Raw genomic sequence first — 16632 nt, forward strand, 5'->3', positions numbered from 1 at the left:
GCTTTATTTGACTTCCGGCAAACTCTTGACCAGATAGGGCGCAATGCTTGAGGGCGATCGGGCGCGATGCCGCCATCGACCTTCAAGTGACTGCCCGCTTATTATAAGCGCAAAATCAACAACCTAGTATCCTTTCGCCCTGAGGCCCTTCTTCATGGAAATTTCTGATCCCCGTTCGAGCGATTCGCTCATGGAACTTACGGCTGATGTCGTGGCTGCTTACGTCAGCAACAATTCCGTTCCAGCATCCGAATTGCCGTCTCTTATTGCCGAAATTCATGCCGCACTTGGCCGTGTCGGCAGTGTGGCTGCCGAACCTGTCGCTCCTGAAAAGCAGAAGCCAGCGATCAATCCGAAGAAATCCGTTCATGACGACTTCATCGTCTGCCTGGAAGACGGAAAGAAATTCAAATCGCTGAAGCGTCACCTGATGACGCACTATAACATGACGCCGGAACAATACCGCGAGAAGTGGGGCCTTGATGCAAGCTACCCAATGGTGGCGCCAAACTATGCAGCGGCCCGCTCGCAATTGGCGAAGTCAATGGGTCTTGGCCGCAAGCCCAAAGCCTCGTCGTAAAGTTCTTCGCGACATCCTAAAAATCAGCGGCGCTTCGGCGCCGCTTTTTGTTTGCGCGGGGGGTATCCTAATGGATGTCCCGTTTTCCGGCGCCGGTGCTCGCAACCAGTCGGTCCATAGCCTGCTTCAAGGCGATGTGCCGGTTGAGGTCGTAGCACCAGTGGCGCTGCGCGCCCCGAAGCCGCTCCCGCTCGAGGTAGCGGCGCAGCCTTGTCACAAGACGTTCGCGGTCCTTCGGTGAGCTGGTCAGCGCTTTCTCGAGATTGATCCCACACAGCAGTGACAATGCCGCTGTTTGCCGGGCGTGTTCGCTCCAGCTTTGTTTCGCCATTAAGAACTGCGTTCGCTCGTTGATTATCGTCATTCCCAGGCATCTCCATTAGTCCGCGAAGCTTCGCCTGGCGGGAGTGGGAGGGGAATGGACGTGACGTGGGAGCAATCCGCCGAAGGTGGAAAACCCAGCGCTGCCAAGATGATGCGCCTCTGACAAACCTGCCCGATGTTCCTTTTTTGTTCACATGAGGAGGAGCTGCACCTATAGAAAGGAACCTATTCCTATTGGGAGTGCGGCCGGTGGCGGCAAATGCGGCAAGGCAGGACAGGCGTGTTGAAGCGGAGGAGGATATCGACGGGGATACCGGCAAGCAGGGTCGGGAAGAAGCAGTCGTGGAACTGTGTGACTGCGTGCTCGACCTCGCCGCGGCCTTCTATGGCGTTTCCGGACGGGAACTGCGGCAAACCGGGCGTTCCCGCCTCGAGGTCGCGCGTGTGCGGCAGATCGCCATGTATGTGGCCCACACCGTCCTCGACATGAGCATGGGGGAGGTGGGGCGCGGCTTCGGGCGCGACCGCACCACGGTTCTTCATGCCGTTCATCTGATCGAGGATCTGCGCGACGACGCCGAGTTCGATGCTGTCCTGGCGCGAACCGAACATATCGCGAAGACCGTGATGCGCGGTCGCAAGGTGTGGAGCCTGCGATAATGAAGGACCCGGTACAGGAAGAACACCACAAGCGCCGCCTGCTCGATTTTCTCGCGCAAGGAGCTGCGCGCATCGAACGGGACACTGGAGATCAACTGCTCTTGAGCGGCCCGCGCGGCCGGATAGCCGTGCCGCTCGCAGTTCTGGATGCTGCGCTACAAGCTATCGCGGTGGAGAGAGCCGGTGAGACGGTGACGATCACCGAAAACGGACGAGCCGTGCGGCGTGGCCTGCAGGACGCCTTTGCCGCGCAGCATCGCGAGCTTGCGGAAGCAGCCGTGAAAACGGACGGCGAATGGGAAACCGTGACGGTGAACCTGGCGGAGTCGCCCCTGGCACAACTTGCACGCCGCAGGGATCGTGCGGGACGTGCTTATCTGGGCGAGGAGGAGATCCGGGCTGGCGAGCGGCTGCGAGCCGATTTCACCCGCGGCCAGCTGATGCCGCGCTTGAGCGCCAACTGGAACGCCACAGTTTCTGCGGCCCAGCGCGGCCGCGGCGGTGCTGGCGGAATGGCCGATCTGACCGACGCGGCGCTGGCAGCCCGCCAACGCGTGGAACGGGCGATCAATGCCACGGGACCGGAACTGTCGGGCGTGCTGCTGGATATCTGCTGTTTTCTGAAAGGGCTGGAGCAAGTGGAAGCCGAGCGCGGATGGCCCGTTCGTTCAGGCAAGGTCATGCTGAAGGCCGCACTCAGCGCATTGGCGCGCCATTACGAGCCAGCGCGATCATCGAACCGGCAACAGCGGGTGCTTCATTGGGGTACAGACGATTACCGGCCGACGGTCCGGTAGGTTGGCATCAAACGCCGCGGCTGGCCTCTGCTTCGGCCCGGATGCGCTTCACCATGGAACGAAGTCCGTTGGATCGCTGCGGCGTCAGGTGGGAGTCGAGGCCCAACGACCGCAGCGTTTCTTCGGCATCGATCCCGGTAATTTCCGACGCTCGCCGGCCGGAATACAAGGCAAGGAGGATGGCCACGAGGCCGCGAACGATATGGGCATCCGAATCGCCGTGGAACGTGAGAACGGGATCGTTGCCGCCGGCGTGTTCGCTGACCAGCCACACCTGGCTGGCGCAACCCGGAACCTTGTGCGCGTCGTCGCGCGCTTCTTCCGGGTAGGGGGGAAGATCCTGCCCGAGTTCGATGACGTAGCGGTAGCGGTCCTCCCAGTCGTCAAGGAAGGCGAAGTCTTCGCGGATCGATTCGATGGATGCGGTCATGCCGCGCATATAGGTCGAGGAAAGCTGGGCGTCACGCTGCTCTTCGCGCTGCGAAGGCTAGAAAGGGGCGTGGTCCGGACGTGCGGTGGGAAGGGGAATGCTTCCGGTCGTGGTCGGCTCCGCCGCAACATCCGCAAGAGCAAGGTCGGCGGCCGCCGGATCGGCGGGAAGCTCAGGGTCGATCATGGTTGAAGCCAAGCGGGCGCTTTCCTGAGCCCGCACGCTGATCGTCTGGAAAGCGGCGCGTCCGGTTTCGCAGACATCCGGCTTACGCTGGCAAAGGCCCGCCACGTCGCTGACGGCATCCTTGGCGGCAAACAGGGCCTCGATCGGCCCGACTTCCCGTACTGACGAATCGCTTCCCCCAACACCAAAGGGAAGTGCGAGAAGAACCAGCGAGAACCAAAACCCCATGCGGATCAGAAACGCCATCGACTTCATCCAGAAGGGCCCAAGGCCCGTTGCTTATGCTGAAGGCGTTCTGGCGCATTTCCCTTCAAAAGCGGCTTGAAGGCAGAACCAGCATTTTCAGCAAAATTAGTTCAAATGCGGAATACCCGATCATTCGGAAAAAGCGCTGCGGGTGCAATGGGTTCCAGCCAACCTTTCGTTAACCATCTAAGTTCCTGAGCGTGCTTCGTCGAAATGTCGGCGGGTCAGCGGGACGGCGCGCCGCACCGGGCCGGAACACGCCACAACGGGCAATTAACCCTAGCAACTGCTGGCTTGGCGGAAGAGCCCGCGGAGGGTGTCAGCGAGCGAAGAAGGCGAGGAAAGGTGGCTCGTTTATCTCTTCCTTAAACGCTGGATGCGACTTTCGACCCAGTTCGAGGTCGCGACGGCGCGGCTACATGTGAGTGCGTTGTATTGAGTTATACGGCCCGCAGATCCGGCGATTGGAAAGGCGGCCTGGCTGCCGCTTGCAGCCGGCTTGTGCATCCGCGCGTGGCGGAATCGGCGTTCAACAGCCATCTTCGCTTGGCGGGGCTTCTTTTGCTTGCGCCGATCGGCCTTTCGGCACTGGCAACGCCTTATCTGTCATCCTTCTTCACCGTGCCCATCATGCTGGCCCTCGTATGCGTCGGCATCGCCGCTTCCTGGGGCCTGCTCGTCGGACTGGCGAGCACAGGGCGCGATTCCCTGTTTGCGGCCGCGGGGCTTGTTCTGGGTGGCCTTGCGCTGACGGTGGTGATCGCTGCTGCTGGAGGCGTCGCATCTCCCGTGACCCTGATGCTGATCGCGCTGCCGCTTGAAGCATGGTGGGTGAAGCGTTCGCGACGCGCGGCGCAGGCCGGCTTCTTTGCCGCCGCATCCGTGCTTGGCGTGCTGGTTGCGTTGCAAGGCGCGGGCTTGTTTCTGCCCTTGGCACCGAGCGCGTTTTGGCACTGGCTGCTTCCGATCGGCTATGCTTTCAGCCTCCTGCAGCGCTTCAATCAAACGCCGCACGCTGACGTCGTGCCGACGTCAGACCCCACGTCAGACCCCACGTCAGAACTGGAAGCCTTGTCGGACGCGGCCGTTTTGCGGGTGGATAGCGCGGGCGAAGTCGTCAGCGTGAACCGGCACTCACAAACCGTGCTCGGCCTTCCTGGTCAGCATCTGCGCGGGCAAGGCTTTTTCGAGCGTCTTCATGTCGCGGACCGGGTGACGTATCTCACCGCTCTCGCTGACCTGCGCCTCACCGGTGTCGACCAGACCCTCGATGTCCGGCTACGCGTCCCGGAAGGAGAAACAGGCTCCGCAGTCAAGCTTTTTGCCCTCACCATGGTGCAACGCAAGATCGACCTCAGCGTCTTTCTATCGGTTCGCAGCCGGGGAGAAGAAGTCGACCTCAAGCATCGGCTGGAGGAGGCGATCGAGCGCGCTGACCGCCTCGAGCTGACAAAGAGCCGGTTCCTGGCTGCCGTGAGTCACGAACTGCGCACGCCGCTGAATGCGATCATCGGCTTTAGCGAGATGATGAACAGCGGCATGGCCGGCCCCTTTGCCGATCCTCGCCAAGCGGAATATGTCGGCATCATCCGCGAGTCGGGCCAGCACCTTCTCAGCGTGGTGAATTCCATTCTGGATGTCTCGAAGATTGAATCGGGCACATACACGATCAATGCCGAGCCGTTCCCCTTTGCCGACGCCGTGGAGTTCTGCCGAGCCATGCTCGCAGGCCAAGCGAAAACCAAGGCGATCTCGCTGCGGGTCCAGATCGAGCGCGACATCGGCGATGTTTGCGGCGACCGACGTGCGATCCAGCAAACCTTGATCAACTTGGTCGGCAACGCGATCAAGTTCACGCCGGAAGGCGGCGCCGTAACAATCGGGGCGCACCGGCAGGGTCGCCGGCTACAGTTCTGGGTGTCTGACACGGGCATCGGTATCGCCGCCTGCGACCTGGAACAGATCGGCCGGCCTTTCGTCCAGGTGTGCAGCGATTATAATCGCCAGCATGAAGGGGCGGGATTGGGGCTCTCCATCGTGAAGGGTCTTGTGGAGCTGCACCAGGGTACTTTGTCGGTGGCGAGTGCACCCGGCGAAGGCACGACGGTGACGGTGACCCTGCCGATCGACGGTCCGGAGACGGATGCGGCAATTGGGGGAAGCAAAGGAACGGAGAGGCATGGCAGGCAGATCGCAGAAAGCTTCCGCAAAAGCGCGTAAGCCGCAGCCGGCTGCGCAACATGGGGTGATGCACCGGGCTGCTTCGGCATCCGCGGCAGCGATCGCGCGCAATCCCGTTGCGGTGGGCGGCAGCACGGCCTTTCTGGTGGCGCTATTCTTTGTTTCCGCGAATGCCGTTTGGTACCAGCCTCACGTCCATAGCGGGGCCTTTTTTGCCACGCGCGACCTGCCGCAGATGCGCACCCCCTCGGTTGTGCCTTCCTTGTTGCAGCCCGAAGACCGCATTGAACAGCCGGACGGGGCGGACACCAGCATCGACCTGACCGTGCAGCAGGTGCAGACCGCCTTGCAAGACCTCAAGCTTTATCGCGGCCCTGTCGACGGCCGCATGGGCAGCGGGACGAGCGAGGCGATCTCGATCTATCAGAAGATCCTTGGGCAACCGACCACAGGGCGGATCGACGACACGCTGTTGAACCACCTCGGCATCGAAACCAACACCGCCTCGGTAGGGAGCGTTCCTGTCCCGACAGACCCTATTGGGCGAACCGACGAAGTCGCCTCCTTGATTGCCGAACCAGGCGCGACGCCGGAGCCGATCCGGATCAGCCAGGTGCAGGCGGGTTTGCGAGCCTTCGGCGATCACAGCGTCGAGGTGGATGGCTTGATGGGCGCCAAGACGCGGAGCGCAATCCGAGAATTCCAGGCGTTGTTCGGGCTGGCCGTGACCGGCGAGCCGACGGACGAGGTTTATGCCAAGATGCGCGAAATTGGCCTGACGAACTGAGCCGTTCCGATCATGCGGCTGACCTCGGACTTCTTTGTAGCCGCCTTGACGCGACGGGTGTTCGGCGACGGCGGGTTTGCTGCCGTGGTACGCCGGGGCGCAACGGAAGCTGGCGCCATCTTCGTGACGTCGAGAAATCGCTTCGGCGAGGTGACATTGTATGGTCCGGCAGCGCAAACGAGCTACGGCGAGGACTGTCCGGCGGAGCGGCAGTTTTCCAGGCTGCTGGACGGTGCGGACGATGCATCCGTGGAAGCCCGGCTCGCCAAGGAGATGCGCTTCGATCCCGATATATGGATCGTCGACGTCGAGCCGGGCCGCCTGGCAGTCGACGAGCTCCTGTCGGTGGATGAACCCTGAAACGCGTCAGGCGGCCTGAACTGAACGGCGCGTCGGCGCCTTGGCCAGATTGCCGTTGCCCGCGAGGTGCTGGGTCACGCCCGAATAAACAGCGTCGGCCTGGTACAAGCGCACCGCGCTCACGGCCTCGTCCGCGCTGATGGCTTCGAAGGCCGACAAAAAGGCCCGGATCGCTTGCCCGTGGCCGAAATCCTGCGGGCGAACCGCGGAAGTGAGCAGAAAAGCCTGTTCCTGTGTCAGGCCAAGCGCTTTCAAAATCCGCAGGAGGTCCTGTTTGTTTGCGCCGGCGACAATGCTGCGGGCCTGGCGATATTCGATTTCCAGCACGTCCGCCAAGGCGGTCTGGAAGAAGGGGAGGGATCCCGTCAAAGCCGTGGAGCGGAGCTTTTCGTAGACTGCGTCCATCGCGGCTTCCGCATCGCCTTCTGCGCGCGTGCGCGACGGGCGCATCATGCCGCGCAGGATCTCACGCGTTTCAGCTGCGGCCTGCCCCTCGTTGTTCTCGCCTCGTGTTCCTGGTTCACCGCTGCTGCGAACCCTTTCCACCACGGAAGCCACCGGCGGCGTCAGGCGGCTGCGCTGTGCCACCACGCGGGCATGGCTCGCACCGTGGCGCCCGATGATCGCAACAAGGTCGACCTCCGTCAGCGCCTGCGATTTCAGGAGCAAAGGTGCGGCGATTTCAATGGCTTCATCGGCAAGGCGACGCACGATCCCAGCCGGCGCAACCGCGCATTCGCTTAGCACGGCGGAAACGTAGCGCAGCGTTTCAGCCGACACGGCGTCATAAAGCTGCAGGCAGAGATCTTCCAGCTGGACGATGTCGCGCCGGCTGGGCCGCGTCAGGGCGCAAAAAGCAGAGATCGCCGCACGAAACAAGCGGTCCGAACGTCCGGTTTCCTGCTTGCGGGCGAGTTGTCGAAATTCCTGCGACACGGCGATCTGCACTCAACGATGGCTCGATCGCTACACTTAAACGAACTCCGTTAGCGGACCATTAACCGTCTGGGGGCTCAATCGCCCATGGAGGCGTTGCGTCACTTGCTCCGATCATCGTGAGAGGGCTTCGAAAATGACAAACATCGTGGAACTGAAATTCCGCTCTTCCCAAAGAAGCGCGGCACCACAGCGCGAAAGATCCGCGGAAATCGTGATCTTCCCGGGTGTGCGCTATGAGCGCCTGGACACCCAATCGGCGGCGCCGGCAAAGCAGGGGACCGTCACCAAGCCGCTGTTGCGGCAGGGCTGACGGGCTTCAGGTCGTGCCCCGAATCACAGCGGGGTGCAGGAAAGCTCACGCAGGAAAGTGTCGGCTGTCTCGGACCAGCTTGGATCCGGAACAAAGATCCGCACCACCGCGATGCCTTCCTGCGTTTCGCTTTCGATGAAAACGGCCTCATCCAGGCTCGGCTGCAGGCTGCGGCGCATCTCAATCATCTGCAGCGGCGTCAATACGATGACGTTCAGTGCAGCCTGCGTCGATGCGCGGTCGCTCAGGCTGAAAGTGGTCTGGCCGGCGCGGTCGCGGATCGACATGGACCAGAACGGCAGGCGACCCGTTCCAACAAGATGCAGCGCGCCATCCGTGAGGTCGAACCGGCAAGCGGCGGCGCGAAACAGCGGATCGCCTTCGCCCACAAGAAGGCCAGCGCCGGCTGTGTCGCCGGAAATCGGCGCCACGGTGTAAAGGTCCCCAGCCGCGGCAAGGCGGGACCACGCATCCCGCGGTGCATAGGAGGGGATCAGCAGAACGATCGCGATATGCACGATCGCCGCGCCGATCAAGCCCACCACGATCGCGTAAAGGAGCTTAGTCATGACAGCCCGTCCGGCGAATGGCGGGAAGGATGTTGCTGGCCGCATCGGTCTGGTTTGCGAGGGGCGTGTCGTAAAGCGTCAGCACCAACTGGAAGGCGCCTTCGCCGCTGAGCGGCAGCCAGTTAAACGGGGCTGGATCGGCACTGACCGTCACTGTAAAGCGCTCCGCCTGGTCGACGCGAAGCACGGACAAGGAACTCAAGGCCGCCTGCCGCAGTCCCACCGGCCCGAGCGGAACCTGCTCGGCGTCGCTCGCATACAAGGTCCAGAAGCGGGCCGGCGGCGTTGTGCCTTCGATGGCGTAGTCACAGGAGCGCGACAACAGCGCCCCGGATGAATCGCTCCAGGCGCGAAACGCGATGCCTTCGGCGCGACCGAGCGCCAAAGTTCCATCTCGGGCATAGCGCGCGCGCATGTACGGATCGGCTTCGGCCGTGCCCATCGTGGGGAAGGCAACCCACGGGCCCACTGACACCGCACCGAAGCTCGCGCTCTTGTTGAGCACGTAGTCGACGCTCCACGCGCCGCCCAAGATGGCGGTCGCGCAGGCAAGCGCGAAAAGCAGGATGGTTTTCAGCATGGATCGGTCGCGGGCGGATCAAGCCGCATAGCGTGCCGGTGGAGTGGGCAGCAAGCGGCTACAATCAAAGTGCTGACAGCCGACCAGCTGCTGGCGAAGTTGTTCCCCGCAAAGCATCGCCGATCTCTTCCAGCACACGGCTGGTTGCAGGAGAAAGCACCCGCGGCGCTTCCTCCACAAAGCTTGGATCCTGACCGGCCGCGAGTTCGGCCACCGCGTCTCCAGCCGGTTTTTCGATGAACGGCTTGTCGATTGCGGGGATCGGCTTGAGCTCGACGTTGCGGTGAGCATAGGCCATCAGGCGCTGCCAGGTCATTGCGGGCAAGGACCCCCCGGTCATTTCGCGCGTCGGCGTGAAATCGTCGTTTCCAAGCCACACAGCGGCCAGGTAGTTGCCGGTGAAGCCGACATACCACGCATCGCGATAAGCCTGCGTGGTGCCGGTTTTTCCAGCCGATCGGATGCCGGGCAGGGCAGCGCGGCGGGCCGTGCCGGTTTCCGGGATCTGCACCAGAATGGAGTTCATGGACTTCACGGCCTGTTCCGACAGCACACGGGTCGGCGGCGGCGCATCACGCTCGCGCTCATAAACCACGCGACCCGAATGGTTCGCGAGCTGCGTGATGCCGTGGCGAAGCCCATTGAAGCCGCCGCTGGCAAACACCTCGTAACCCGTCGCCTGATCCATCACCGTCATGCCCGACGTGCCGAGAACCATGGTCTTGTGGGCTTCCACCTCCGATTCCACCCCCATAGCCTTGGTCATGGCCTTGATGGCGTCCACCCCGAGGTGATCCTTTGCCAGCCGCACGGGAACCGTGTTCGTCGACCGGATCAGGGCGGTGGCAAGGGTCATGCGGCCGGAGAAGCTGCGGCCATAATTCTTGGGCGACCAGCCGTTCCAGGTGATCGGTCCGTCTGAAACAACCGAGTCCGGCGTGAAGCCGTGCTCCATGGCGGTGGCATACACATAGGGCTTGAAGGAGGAGCCGGTTTGCCGCAGCGCGTTGGTGGCGCGGTTGAACTGCGATGCGCCATAATCCCGCCCGCCAACGATGGCCCGCACGGCACCATTGGTTTCAAGCATCACGATGGCGCCCTGCGTGACGCGATATTCCTTGCCGTGCTGGCGCAGCATGAATTCCAGCGCTTCTTCCGCTGCATGTTGCAGGTTCAGATCGATTGTGGTGCGCGCCACCATGGAGCGGATGCCGGACGCCGATGCGATCTTCTTGGCTTCCTCGAAGGCCCAATCCAGGAAATAGTCGGGGCTGGGCTTGTCGCCGCGATCAATCACGCTCGCGGGATGGATGCGCGCGGATAGAACCTGGCCTTCGGTGAGGAAGCCGGCCTGGACCATGTTGGTCAGCACCTCATTGGCGCGACCACGTGCCGCCGGTAGGTTGATGTGCGGCGCGTATTTGGCAGGCGCCTTGAACAATCCGGCGAGCATGGACGCTTCCGCCAGCGTCAGTTCCTTGACGGACTTGCCGAAATAGAAATCGGCCGCGGCGGTGATGCCGAAGGTTCCGCCGCCCATGTAGCCGCGGTCGAGGTAGAACTGCAGGATTTCCTTTTTCGTCAGGTTCTGCTCGAGCCAAACCGCCAGGAACGCTTCCTTGATCTTGCGCTCCAACGTGCGCTCGTTGGTGAGGAAAAGGTTCTTGGCGAGCTGCTGAGTTAGGGTCGAACCACCCTGCACGACCCCGTTTGCCCGCACATTCTCACTGAGCGCGCGCGCCAGCCCGAGAAAGTCGATGCCCCAATGCGTGAAGAACCGACGGTCCTCCGTGGCGAGAACTGCCTGGATCACATAATCCGGAATCTCGTCCACGGGGACGCTGTCGCGCTGGATGATGCCACGCTGGCCGATTTCCGTGCCGTAGCGATCGAGAAAGGTGACGGCGTAGTCTCCCTGGTTGCGCCAATCGGTCTTGGTTTCCTCGAAAGCAGGCATCGCAAGAGCGAGCATCACCACGGAACCGGCCGCACCAAAGGTGAAGGCTTCAGAGGAAAGCTCCACCAGGCCGCGCCGCCAACCGGTTACCCGGAACCGGCGCGAGAAGATGGTGATGTTTTCCCAGATTCGCGCGAAGCGGAACCCCGCCTCATACAAGGTCGAGTCAAACCACGCGTCGGCTTCAAGAAGCCGGGCGGCGATCTGGCCGCGCCTCCCGCGGGCTTTTTTGGGCTCAACCATGGTGACGGTCCGGCAGGCTTCTTAACACAGAACATAGAACAAGCGATGCGGGCGCGTCCCTTCGCCCGGCTGAGAGGATGCCAAGCTTTTCGGCCACACAGCAAGAAGAAAGGGAAACGAGGCGCGATATAACGCGATAGTGTGAAGGCGCGGTTAGGGCGGAACGCATTCATCAAGCCAATCTCTCGAATAGGAAAATAGTCCTTGACACCGTGACGATGGTTCTGTAAGGTTCAGGCATCGTCAAAGAGTTGCGACTGCAGGCGGCGGGGCTGGACAGCAGCGCGACGAATTCAATCGGACATGATCGAACATGGAAGCAAAGGCTGCAGAAGCCTGGGCTGGTTTGCGTGCGCTTCATGAAGGCGCTGCGCCCAGCATTGCCTTGCTGGCAAAGGCGGGACGCGTGACGGCCGCGGCCGTTGCGCGCCGGGCGGAGAACGAAGGCTGGGAAGCGCCGCATGCGGATGCCGTGCGCGAGCGGCAGCGGCGGCTGCAGCAGCAGATCACGCGGCTCGACGCACAGGTCGATCGCCTGATGGCCGATGCCGAGGAAGCGGGCACGGGCCTGGACAAGAGCCGCATCGACCTGTTGTCGACGCTGCTGCGCTCAGTGGAAAAGCTCCGCGAACTCGTGCCGACGGAACGGAAAGAAGACACCGTGAAGGAGCGCGATGCCCGCGTCGCCAACATCCTCCAAAAAATCCACGAGCGGATCCAAACGCTCGCGCAACAACTGGCCCCGGGCGGGGGACCTCAGCCGGGAAGACGCTGAGCTCGTTGAGGGGGAGTGGTTTACAACCGCCCGCGCGGCCCAGTACCCGATGGAAGACGAACAGCCGGCGACGTGGCTGGTGATTGGCGGACGTGGTTCCGGCAAAACGAGGCTTGGCGCGGAATGGGTGAACGCGCTTGTGCGCGGCTTTCCGCCGTTCACGAGACCTGGCGATCGCTACGAGCAGATCGCGCTGGTGGGCGAAACGCTGGGCGACGTCCGCGAGGTGATGATCGAGGGTCCTTCGGGTCTCGTGACCATCGCCCGCCATGACAGGCCGCGTTTCGAAGCCACGAGGCGGCGGCTGTTGTGGGACAATGGCGCGGTGGCGCAGGCGTTTTCATCCGAAGATCCCGACAGCCTTCGCGGCCCGCAATTCGCCGCTGCCTGGTGTGATGAAATAGCAAAGTGGAAGCATGCCGACGCTGTGTTCGACCAGCTTCAGTTTGGATTGCGGCTGGGAACAGAACCGCGCCAGATCCTGACAACAACGCCGAAGCCGACACCGCTGGTGAAGCGGCTTCTTGCCGACCCCGCAGTGCGGGTGACGCGAATGAAGACGGCTGACAACGCAGCCAACCTCGCGCCGGGTTTTCTGCAAGCCATCCAGCAACGCTATGGCGGCACGCATCTCGGACGCCAAGAGCTTGACGGCGAGCTCGTTGAGGATCGGCCGGACGCCCTTTGGACCCGTGCCATGCTGGACGCTTGCTGCGGCCGTGCCGAAGCCGAGGTCGGGCGCATCGTCGTGGCGGTGGATCCCCCGGCTGGCGGTCACGGAAAAGGCAACCGCTGCGGCATCGTGGCTGCCGGCCTCGACGGAAACGGGCGGGCCGTGGTGCTGGCCGACGCAACGGTGAGCGGCCAGACGCCGGACGGCTGGGCGGCTTCTGCCGTTGCGCTTTATCGCCGGCTGCAAGCGGACTGCATCGTGGCTGAAATCAACCAGGGTGGCGCCATGGTGGAAAGCGTGCTGCGGGCGGTGGACCCGACAGTGCCGGTCAAACCCGTGCGCGCGACCCGCGGCAAGTGGCTGCGGGCCGAACCTGTGGCGGCTCTTTATGCGCAAGGACGGGTCGGTCACGCGCAACGCTTCGCGGCGCTTGAAGACGAGATGTGTGATTTCGGTCCTGATGGGCTGTCTGGCGGGCGTTCGCCCGACCGCGTCGATGCCCTTGTGTGGGCGGTGACGGAATTGCTGCTTGGCAGGGCAGGCGAGCCGCGCATCCGGCAGATGCGCTAGCCGCTTCGTTTCAAAAGAAGGTTGGTGACGATGAAGGCATGGAACTGGCCTTGGCGACGCGTGCCCGAAGCTCCGGAGCGCAAGGAGGAATCGCGTTACGGCTTCGTATCGCTCCACACGCAAAGTGAAGCCCGCTGGACGCGGCGTGACTATCCCGCGCTCGCCCGCGAAGGCTTCATGCGCAATGCGGTGGCGCATCGCTGCGTCCGGATGGTTGCGGAAGCGGCGGCTTCGGTTCCCTGGTTGTTGTACGAAGGAGCAACAGAGCTCGAGGTGCATCCGCTTCTGGCGCTTCTTGAACGGCCTAACCGGCGCATGGCCGGTTCTGCGTTCATGGAAGCGGTTTACGGCCACCTTCTTCTGGCGGGAAACGCCTATCTTGAACTGGTGACGGCGAGCGAGGAACGTGAACTCCATGTGCTGCGGCCTGATCGTACGCGGGTGGAAACGGATGAAGCCGGCTGGCCCGTCGCGGTGGCGGTGGGCGAAGGCCGCGCCAAGCGCCTGATCCCGCTTGGGCCCGAAGGGGCGTTGCAGTTGCAACTGTTCCATCCCCTGGATGACCATTACGGCTTCGCGCCCTTGGAAGCCGCGCTGACCGCGCTGGATACGCACAACGCAGCAGGCCAATGGAACAAGGCGCTGCTCGACAACTCCGCTCGGCCGTCAGGTGCGCTTGTTTATGCGCCGAAGGAAGGCGGTAACCTGACGGACGAGCAGTTCGATCGACTGCGGGCGGAACTCGAGGAGGGCTATTCCGGCGCCAAACGCGCTGGCCGGCCGCTGTTGCTGGAGGGTGGCCTCGATTGGAAGGCGATGGGCTATTCGCCCCGCGACATGGACTTGATCGAGGCGAAGAATGCGGCCAGCCGTGACATCGCACTGGCGTTCGGGGTGCCGCCCATGCTGCTCGGGATCCCCGGCGACAACACCTACGCCAACTACCAGGAAGCGCATCGCGCCTTTTATCGCCTGACCGTGCTGCCGCTGGTGGCAAAAACCGCCCGCGAGCTGTCGGCCTGGCTGTCACCCACCTTCGGCGGTGGGCTTCGGTTGTGGTTCGATGCGGACGGGATCGAGGGGCTGGCAGCCGAGCGTGAAGCGCTTTGGTCGCGATTGGCCGCCGCAACCTTTCTCAGCGACGACGAAAAGCGGCAGGCGGTTGGTTATCCGCCGCTTGGCTGAACACCCCGACAGAAGGACCGGAGCAATGAATGACACTGCCTGGATCTGGCTAGCACGTGCGGCCGGAGCCGTCGCGGGATCAGCAATCTCGCTGGCCTACATTTTGCCTAGGGGTCGGCGTGAAGCCGCCGTCCGTTTCGCAGTCGGACTGGTGAGCGGCCTCGTGTTCGGCGGTGCGGTTGGCTTGAAAATTGCGGTCGAACTCGGGCTCGGGCCTGAACTCGGGCCGTTCGAACTGATGCTGATGGGCTCGGCCGCGGCAAGCCTGTGTGCCTGGTGGGCGCTGGGCTTCCTGATGCGGGTGTTCAGCCGAGGCCTTCGGCCGTCCGCGAGCTTCACGAGCAACAAGGAGGCACGGGGATGATCGAGCCCAGGATCGAAACCAAACGCTTGACGCTTGCGGTGGATGACCTCGACGCGGACGGCAGCTTCACGGGCTATGCCAGCCTGTTCGAGCTGCCGGACCTCGGGCGCGACGTCGTGGCGCGAGGCGCCTTTGTCCGCTCCCTGCAAACGCGTGGTGCGGCCGGGATCCGAATGCTGTTCCAGCATGATCCGGCACAGCCGATCGGCCGCTGGCTTGAACTGCGCGAAGACAGCCGCGGCCTGCTGGTGCGCGGCCAGTTGGCCCTCGACGTGGCGCGCGCCCGCGACGTTCACGCGCTGATGCGCGCCGGCGGCTTGGACGGGCTGTCCATCGGGTTTCGTGCGCTGCGGGCAAAAGCCGAGGCGGGAACGGGGCTGCGCCGTATCCTCGAAGCGGACCTTTGGGAAATCTCCGTGGTGACCTTTCCCATGCAAGGCGCTGCCCGCATCCACCAGGTGAAGACGGCCCACCAGGGTCTTCCCACAACCAGAGATTTCGAACGCTGGCTCACGCAGGACGCTGGGCTGACGCGAAGCCAAGCGCGATGCGTGATCGCCAAGGGCTTCAACGAACTGAAACGCGAGCGCGACGCCGCGACAGCTTTTCCGACTGATCTGGCCGGCACGATCCGCCGCGCCGCAACCCTGTTTCATTCCAAGGACCCTGCATGACCCAATCGACCCCCGCACCTGAAACAAAGAGCGCCCTTCCTTATGACGTGAAGGGCGCCTTCGATGACTTCATGACGAGCTTCGAGGCCTTCAAGGACGCCAACGACCAGCGGCTGGGCGAGCTTGAAACGCGCATGAGCGGCGACGTTCTGGCGACCGAGAAGGTCGACCGCATCTCCAAGGCGCTCGACGACAACAAGCGCAAGCTGGACGAACTGCTCCTGCGCAAGGCGCGACCGGCGCTGGGCGGCGGGTATACCGCACCAAGTGAACACAAGGCAGCGTTTGAAGCCTATGTCCGGTCCGGCGATGACCGGGCGATGCGGGCACTCGACACAAAGGCGATGAGCTTCGGCTCCGGCTCGGACGGCGGATACCTCGTGCCGAACGAAACCGAAACCCAGATCGCCAAGCGGCTGGGCGCCTTGTCGCCGATCCGCTCCATTGCATCCGTGCGGCAGGTCTCAACCGCACTCCTGAAGAAGCCGTTTGCCCTCACGGGTCCTGCAACCGGCTGGGTCGGCGAAACAGCGGCGCGGCCGCAAACCGGAAGCCCGACATTGGCAGAGCTCGAGTTTCCAACGGCTGAGCTCTACGCGATGCCTTCCGCAACGCAGGCGCTACTGGAAGACAGCGCGGTGGACTTGGACAGCTGGCTCACCGATGAGATCGAGATGGCCTTTGCCGAACAGGAGGGCACCGCCTTCGTGACCGGCAACGGCGTCAACAAGCCGAAAGGCTTCCTTGCTTCCGACAAGGTTGCCGATGCGAGCTGGAGCTGGGGTAGCCTCGGTTACCTAGCGACCGGGGCGGCGGGTGCCTTCGCAGCCAGCAACCCGGCGGACAAGCTGGTGGACCTGGTTTATGCGCTCAAGGCTGGCTATCGCGAGAATGGCAGCTTCGTGATGAACCGCAAAACGCAGGCCGCCGTGCGAAAGATGAAGGACGGCGACGGCAACTACCTGTGGCAACCGCCCGCCACTGTGGGCGCCAAGGCCATGCTCATGGGCTTCCCGGTGGTGGAAGCCGAGGACATGCCTGATATCGGTACCGACGCCTTCGCGGTGGCCTTCGGAGACTTTACGCGGGGCTACCTGGTTGTGGATCGCACGGGCGTGCGGATCCTGCGCGATCCTTATTCCGCAAAGCCCTATGTTCTCTTCTACGTGACCAAGCGCGTGGGCGGCGGCGTGCAGGATTTCAGCGCCATCAAGCTGCTGAAGTTCGGCACGGCATAAGCTG

General features: G+C 63.1%; 20 protein-coding genes. 13 read left to right on the plus strand and 7 right to left on the minus strand.

All coding sequences use genetic code 11. The annotated features are described in order from the left end of the window. Positions 1–154 precede the first annotated feature (154 nt). Positions 155–580, plus strand: a complete 426-nt coding sequence (locus J5Y06_RS09475) for a Ros/MucR family transcriptional regulator (RefSeq protein WP_209334882.1) — start codon at positions 155–157, stop codon at positions 578–580. 67 nt (positions 581–647) lie between these two features. Here J5Y06_RS09475 and J5Y06_RS09480 read toward each other — a convergent pair whose 3' ends face one another. Continuing rightward, complete coding sequence (locus J5Y06_RS09480; RefSeq protein ID WP_209334883.1) at positions 648–944, minus strand: cytoplasmic protein; 297 nt, start codon at positions 942–944, stop codon at positions 648–650. A 209-nt stretch (positions 945–1153) separates the two neighbouring features. Here J5Y06_RS09480 and J5Y06_RS09485 point away from each other — a divergent pair, with 209 nt between their 5' ends. Together J5Y06_RS09485 and J5Y06_RS09490 are read left to right on the plus strand one after the other, a co-directional pair. Beyond that, a complete protein-coding gene (locus J5Y06_RS09485) occupies positions 1154–1564 on the plus strand; it encodes a helix-turn-helix domain-containing protein (protein ID WP_342453399.1) in 411 nt (136 codons plus the stop codon). After that, complete coding sequence (locus tag J5Y06_RS09490; protein WP_209334884.1) at positions 1564–2361, plus strand: DUF6456 domain-containing protein; 798 nt, start codon at positions 1564–1566, stop codon at positions 2359–2361. The genes J5Y06_RS09485 and J5Y06_RS09490 overlap by 1 nt, the downstream gene beginning before the upstream one ends. 7 nt (positions 2362–2368) lie before the next feature. On the opposite strand, the gene J5Y06_RS09495 is transcribed toward J5Y06_RS09490, so the two are convergent. Next, positions 2369–2791, minus strand: a complete 423-nt coding sequence (locus J5Y06_RS09495; protein ID WP_209334885.1) for a SufE family protein — start codon at positions 2789–2791, stop codon at positions 2369–2371. A gap of 57 nt (positions 2792–2848) precedes the next feature. Continuing rightward, positions 2849–3223: a DUF5330 domain-containing protein gene (locus tag J5Y06_RS09500; protein ID WP_209334886.1), complete on the minus strand. Its 375-nt coding sequence runs from the start codon at positions 3221–3223 to the stop codon at positions 2849–2851. A 513-nt stretch (positions 3224–3736) separates the two neighbouring features. On the opposite strand from J5Y06_RS09500, the gene J5Y06_RS23445 reads away from it, so the two are divergent. The 3 genes from J5Y06_RS23445 to J5Y06_RS09515 are packed head-to-tail and all read left to right on the plus strand — an operon-like array spanning position 3737 to position 6551. Beyond that, positions 3737–5443, plus strand: coding sequence for a sensor histidine kinase (locus tag J5Y06_RS23445; protein ID WP_209334887.1), 1707 nt, complete (start codon positions 3737–3739; stop codon positions 5441–5443). Then, on the plus strand, positions 5403–6191 hold the full coding sequence (locus J5Y06_RS09510; RefSeq protein WP_209334888.1) for a peptidoglycan-binding domain-containing protein: 789 nt from the start codon (positions 5403–5405) through the stop codon (positions 6189–6191). The genes J5Y06_RS23445 and J5Y06_RS09510 overlap by 41 nt, the downstream gene beginning before the upstream one ends. A gap of 12 nt (positions 6192–6203) precedes the next feature. Next, positions 6204–6551 carry a DUF1491 family protein gene (locus tag J5Y06_RS09515; RefSeq protein ID WP_209334889.1) on the plus strand — a complete coding sequence of 116 codons (348 nt, stop codon included), beginning with the start codon at positions 6204–6206 and terminating at the stop codon, positions 6549–6551. Between the two features lie 6 nt (positions 6552–6557). Here the strand turns inward: J5Y06_RS09515 and J5Y06_RS09520 are convergent, their stop codons facing one another. Next, entirely contained in the window at positions 6558–7487 is a 930-nt protein-coding gene (locus J5Y06_RS09520) for a DUF2336 domain-containing protein (RefSeq protein ID WP_209334890.1), read from the minus strand. Between the two features lie 136 nt (positions 7488–7623). Here J5Y06_RS09520 and J5Y06_RS09525 point away from each other — a divergent pair, with 136 nt between their 5' ends. Continuing rightward, the gene (locus J5Y06_RS09525) at positions 7624–7800 is read left to right on the plus strand and encodes a hypothetical protein (protein WP_209334891.1); all 177 of its coding nucleotides are present in this window, start codon (positions 7624–7626) and stop codon (positions 7798–7800) included. 23 nt (positions 7801–7823) lie between these two features. Here the strand turns inward: J5Y06_RS09525 and J5Y06_RS09530 are convergent, their stop codons facing one another. From J5Y06_RS09530 to J5Y06_RS09540, 3 genes are all read right to left on the minus strand, one after another. Next, positions 7824–8369, minus strand: a complete 546-nt coding sequence (locus tag J5Y06_RS09530) for a DUF1254 domain-containing protein (RefSeq protein WP_209334892.1) — start codon at positions 8367–8369, stop codon at positions 7824–7826. Further along, complete coding sequence (locus tag J5Y06_RS09535) at positions 8362–8949, minus strand: DUF1214 domain-containing protein (RefSeq protein ID WP_209334893.1); 588 nt, start codon at positions 8947–8949, stop codon at positions 8362–8364. Before J5Y06_RS09535 ends, J5Y06_RS09530 begins: the two co-directional genes overlap by 8 nt. A 64-nt stretch (positions 8950–9013) precedes the next feature. After that, positions 9014–11149, minus strand: coding sequence for a transglycosylase domain-containing protein (locus tag J5Y06_RS09540; RefSeq protein WP_209334894.1), 2136 nt, complete (start codon positions 11147–11149; stop codon positions 9014–9016). 313 nt (positions 11150–11462) lie between these two features. Here J5Y06_RS09540 and J5Y06_RS09545 point away from each other — a divergent pair, with 313 nt between their 5' ends. The 6 genes from J5Y06_RS09545 to J5Y06_RS09570 are packed head-to-tail and all read left to right on the plus strand — an operon-like array spanning position 11463 to position 16628. Further along, a complete protein-coding gene (locus J5Y06_RS09545; RefSeq protein ID WP_209334895.1) occupies positions 11463–11924 on the plus strand; it encodes a hypothetical protein in 462 nt (153 codons plus the stop codon). Next, positions 11824–13167, plus strand: a complete 1344-nt coding sequence (locus J5Y06_RS09550) for a DNA-packaging protein (RefSeq protein ID WP_209334896.1) — start codon at positions 11824–11826, stop codon at positions 13165–13167. The genes J5Y06_RS09545 and J5Y06_RS09550 overlap by 101 nt, the downstream gene beginning before the upstream one ends. A gap of 30 nt (positions 13168–13197) precedes the next feature. Beyond that, a complete protein-coding gene (locus tag J5Y06_RS09555; protein WP_209335119.1) occupies positions 13198–14352 on the plus strand; it encodes a phage portal protein in 1155 nt (384 codons plus the stop codon). Positions 14353–14377: 25 nt separating this feature from the next. Beyond that, positions 14378–14716: a DUF6107 family protein gene (locus tag J5Y06_RS09560; RefSeq protein ID WP_209334897.1), complete on the plus strand. Its 339-nt coding sequence runs from the start codon at positions 14378–14380 to the stop codon at positions 14714–14716. Further along, positions 14713–15390, plus strand: a complete 678-nt coding sequence (locus J5Y06_RS09565; protein ID WP_209334898.1) for an HK97 family phage prohead protease — start codon at positions 14713–14715, stop codon at positions 15388–15390. The genes J5Y06_RS09560 and J5Y06_RS09565 overlap by 4 nt, the downstream gene beginning before the upstream one ends. Further along, entirely contained in the window at positions 15387–16628 is a 1242-nt protein-coding gene (locus J5Y06_RS09570) for a phage major capsid protein (protein WP_209334899.1), read from the plus strand. Before J5Y06_RS09565 ends, J5Y06_RS09570 begins: the two co-directional genes overlap by 4 nt. Positions 16629–16632 lie beyond the last annotated feature (4 nt).

The organism is Tianweitania sediminis, assembly GCF_017813335.1.
GTDB classification, from domain to species: Bacteria; Pseudomonadota; Alphaproteobacteria; order Rhizobiales; family Rhizobiaceae; genus Tianweitania; species Tianweitania sediminis.

What these genes read in the sequence shown, in the direction of transcription:
- J5Y06_RS09475 (WP_209334882.1), top strand. Translation starts at nt 155, where the DNA reads ATGGAAATTTCTGATCCCCGTTCGAGCGATTCGCTCATGGAACTTACG.
- J5Y06_RS09480 (WP_209334883.1), bottom strand. Translation starts at nt 944, where the DNA reads ATGACGATAATCAACGAGCGAACGCAGTTCTTAATGGCGAAACAAAGC.
- J5Y06_RS09490 (WP_209334884.1), top strand. Translation starts at nt 1,564, where the DNA reads ATGAAGGACCCGGTACAGGAAGAACACCACAAGCGCCGCCTGCTCGAT.
- J5Y06_RS09495 (WP_209334885.1), bottom strand. Translation starts at nt 2,791, where the DNA reads ATGACCGCATCCATCGAATCGATCCGCGAAGACTTCGCCTTCCTTGAC.
- J5Y06_RS09500 (WP_209334886.1), bottom strand. Translation starts at nt 3,223, where the DNA reads ATGGCGTTTCTGATCCGCATGGGGTTTTGGTTCTCGCTGGTTCTTCTC.
- J5Y06_RS09510 (WP_209334888.1), top strand. Translation starts at nt 5,403, where the DNA reads ATGGCAGGCAGATCGCAGAAAGCTTCCGCAAAAGCGCGTAAGCCGCAG.
- J5Y06_RS09515 (WP_209334889.1), top strand. Translation starts at nt 6,204, where the DNA reads ATGCGGCTGACCTCGGACTTCTTTGTAGCCGCCTTGACGCGACGGGTG.
- J5Y06_RS09525 (WP_209334891.1), top strand. Translation starts at nt 7,624, where the DNA reads ATGACAAACATCGTGGAACTGAAATTCCGCTCTTCCCAAAGAAGCGCG.
- J5Y06_RS09530 (WP_209334892.1), bottom strand. Translation starts at nt 8,369, where the DNA reads ATGACTAAGCTCCTTTACGCGATCGTGGTGGGCTTGATCGGCGCGGCG.
- J5Y06_RS09535 (WP_209334893.1), bottom strand. Translation starts at nt 8,949, where the DNA reads ATGCTGAAAACCATCCTGCTTTTCGCGCTTGCCTGCGCGACCGCCATC.
- J5Y06_RS09540 (WP_209334894.1), bottom strand. Translation starts at nt 11,149, where the DNA reads ATGGTTGAGCCCAAAAAAGCCCGCGGGAGGCGCGGCCAGATCGCCGCC.
- J5Y06_RS09545 (WP_209334895.1), top strand. Translation starts at nt 11,463, where the DNA reads ATGGAAGCAAAGGCTGCAGAAGCCTGGGCTGGTTTGCGTGCGCTTCAT.
- J5Y06_RS09550 (WP_209334896.1), top strand. Translation starts at nt 11,824, where the DNA reads ATGCCCGCGTCGCCAACATCCTCCAAAAAATCCACGAGCGGATCCAAA.
- J5Y06_RS09555 (WP_209335119.1), top strand. Translation starts at nt 13,198, where the DNA reads ATGAAGGCATGGAACTGGCCTTGGCGACGCGTGCCCGAAGCTCCGGAG.
- J5Y06_RS09560 (WP_209334897.1), top strand. Translation starts at nt 14,378, where the DNA reads ATGAATGACACTGCCTGGATCTGGCTAGCACGTGCGGCCGGAGCCGTC.
- J5Y06_RS09565 (WP_209334898.1), top strand. Translation starts at nt 14,713, where the DNA reads ATGATCGAGCCCAGGATCGAAACCAAACGCTTGACGCTTGCGGTGGAT.
- J5Y06_RS09570 (WP_209334899.1), top strand. Translation starts at nt 15,387, where the DNA reads ATGACCCAATCGACCCCCGCACCTGAAACAAAGAGCGCCCTTCCTTAT.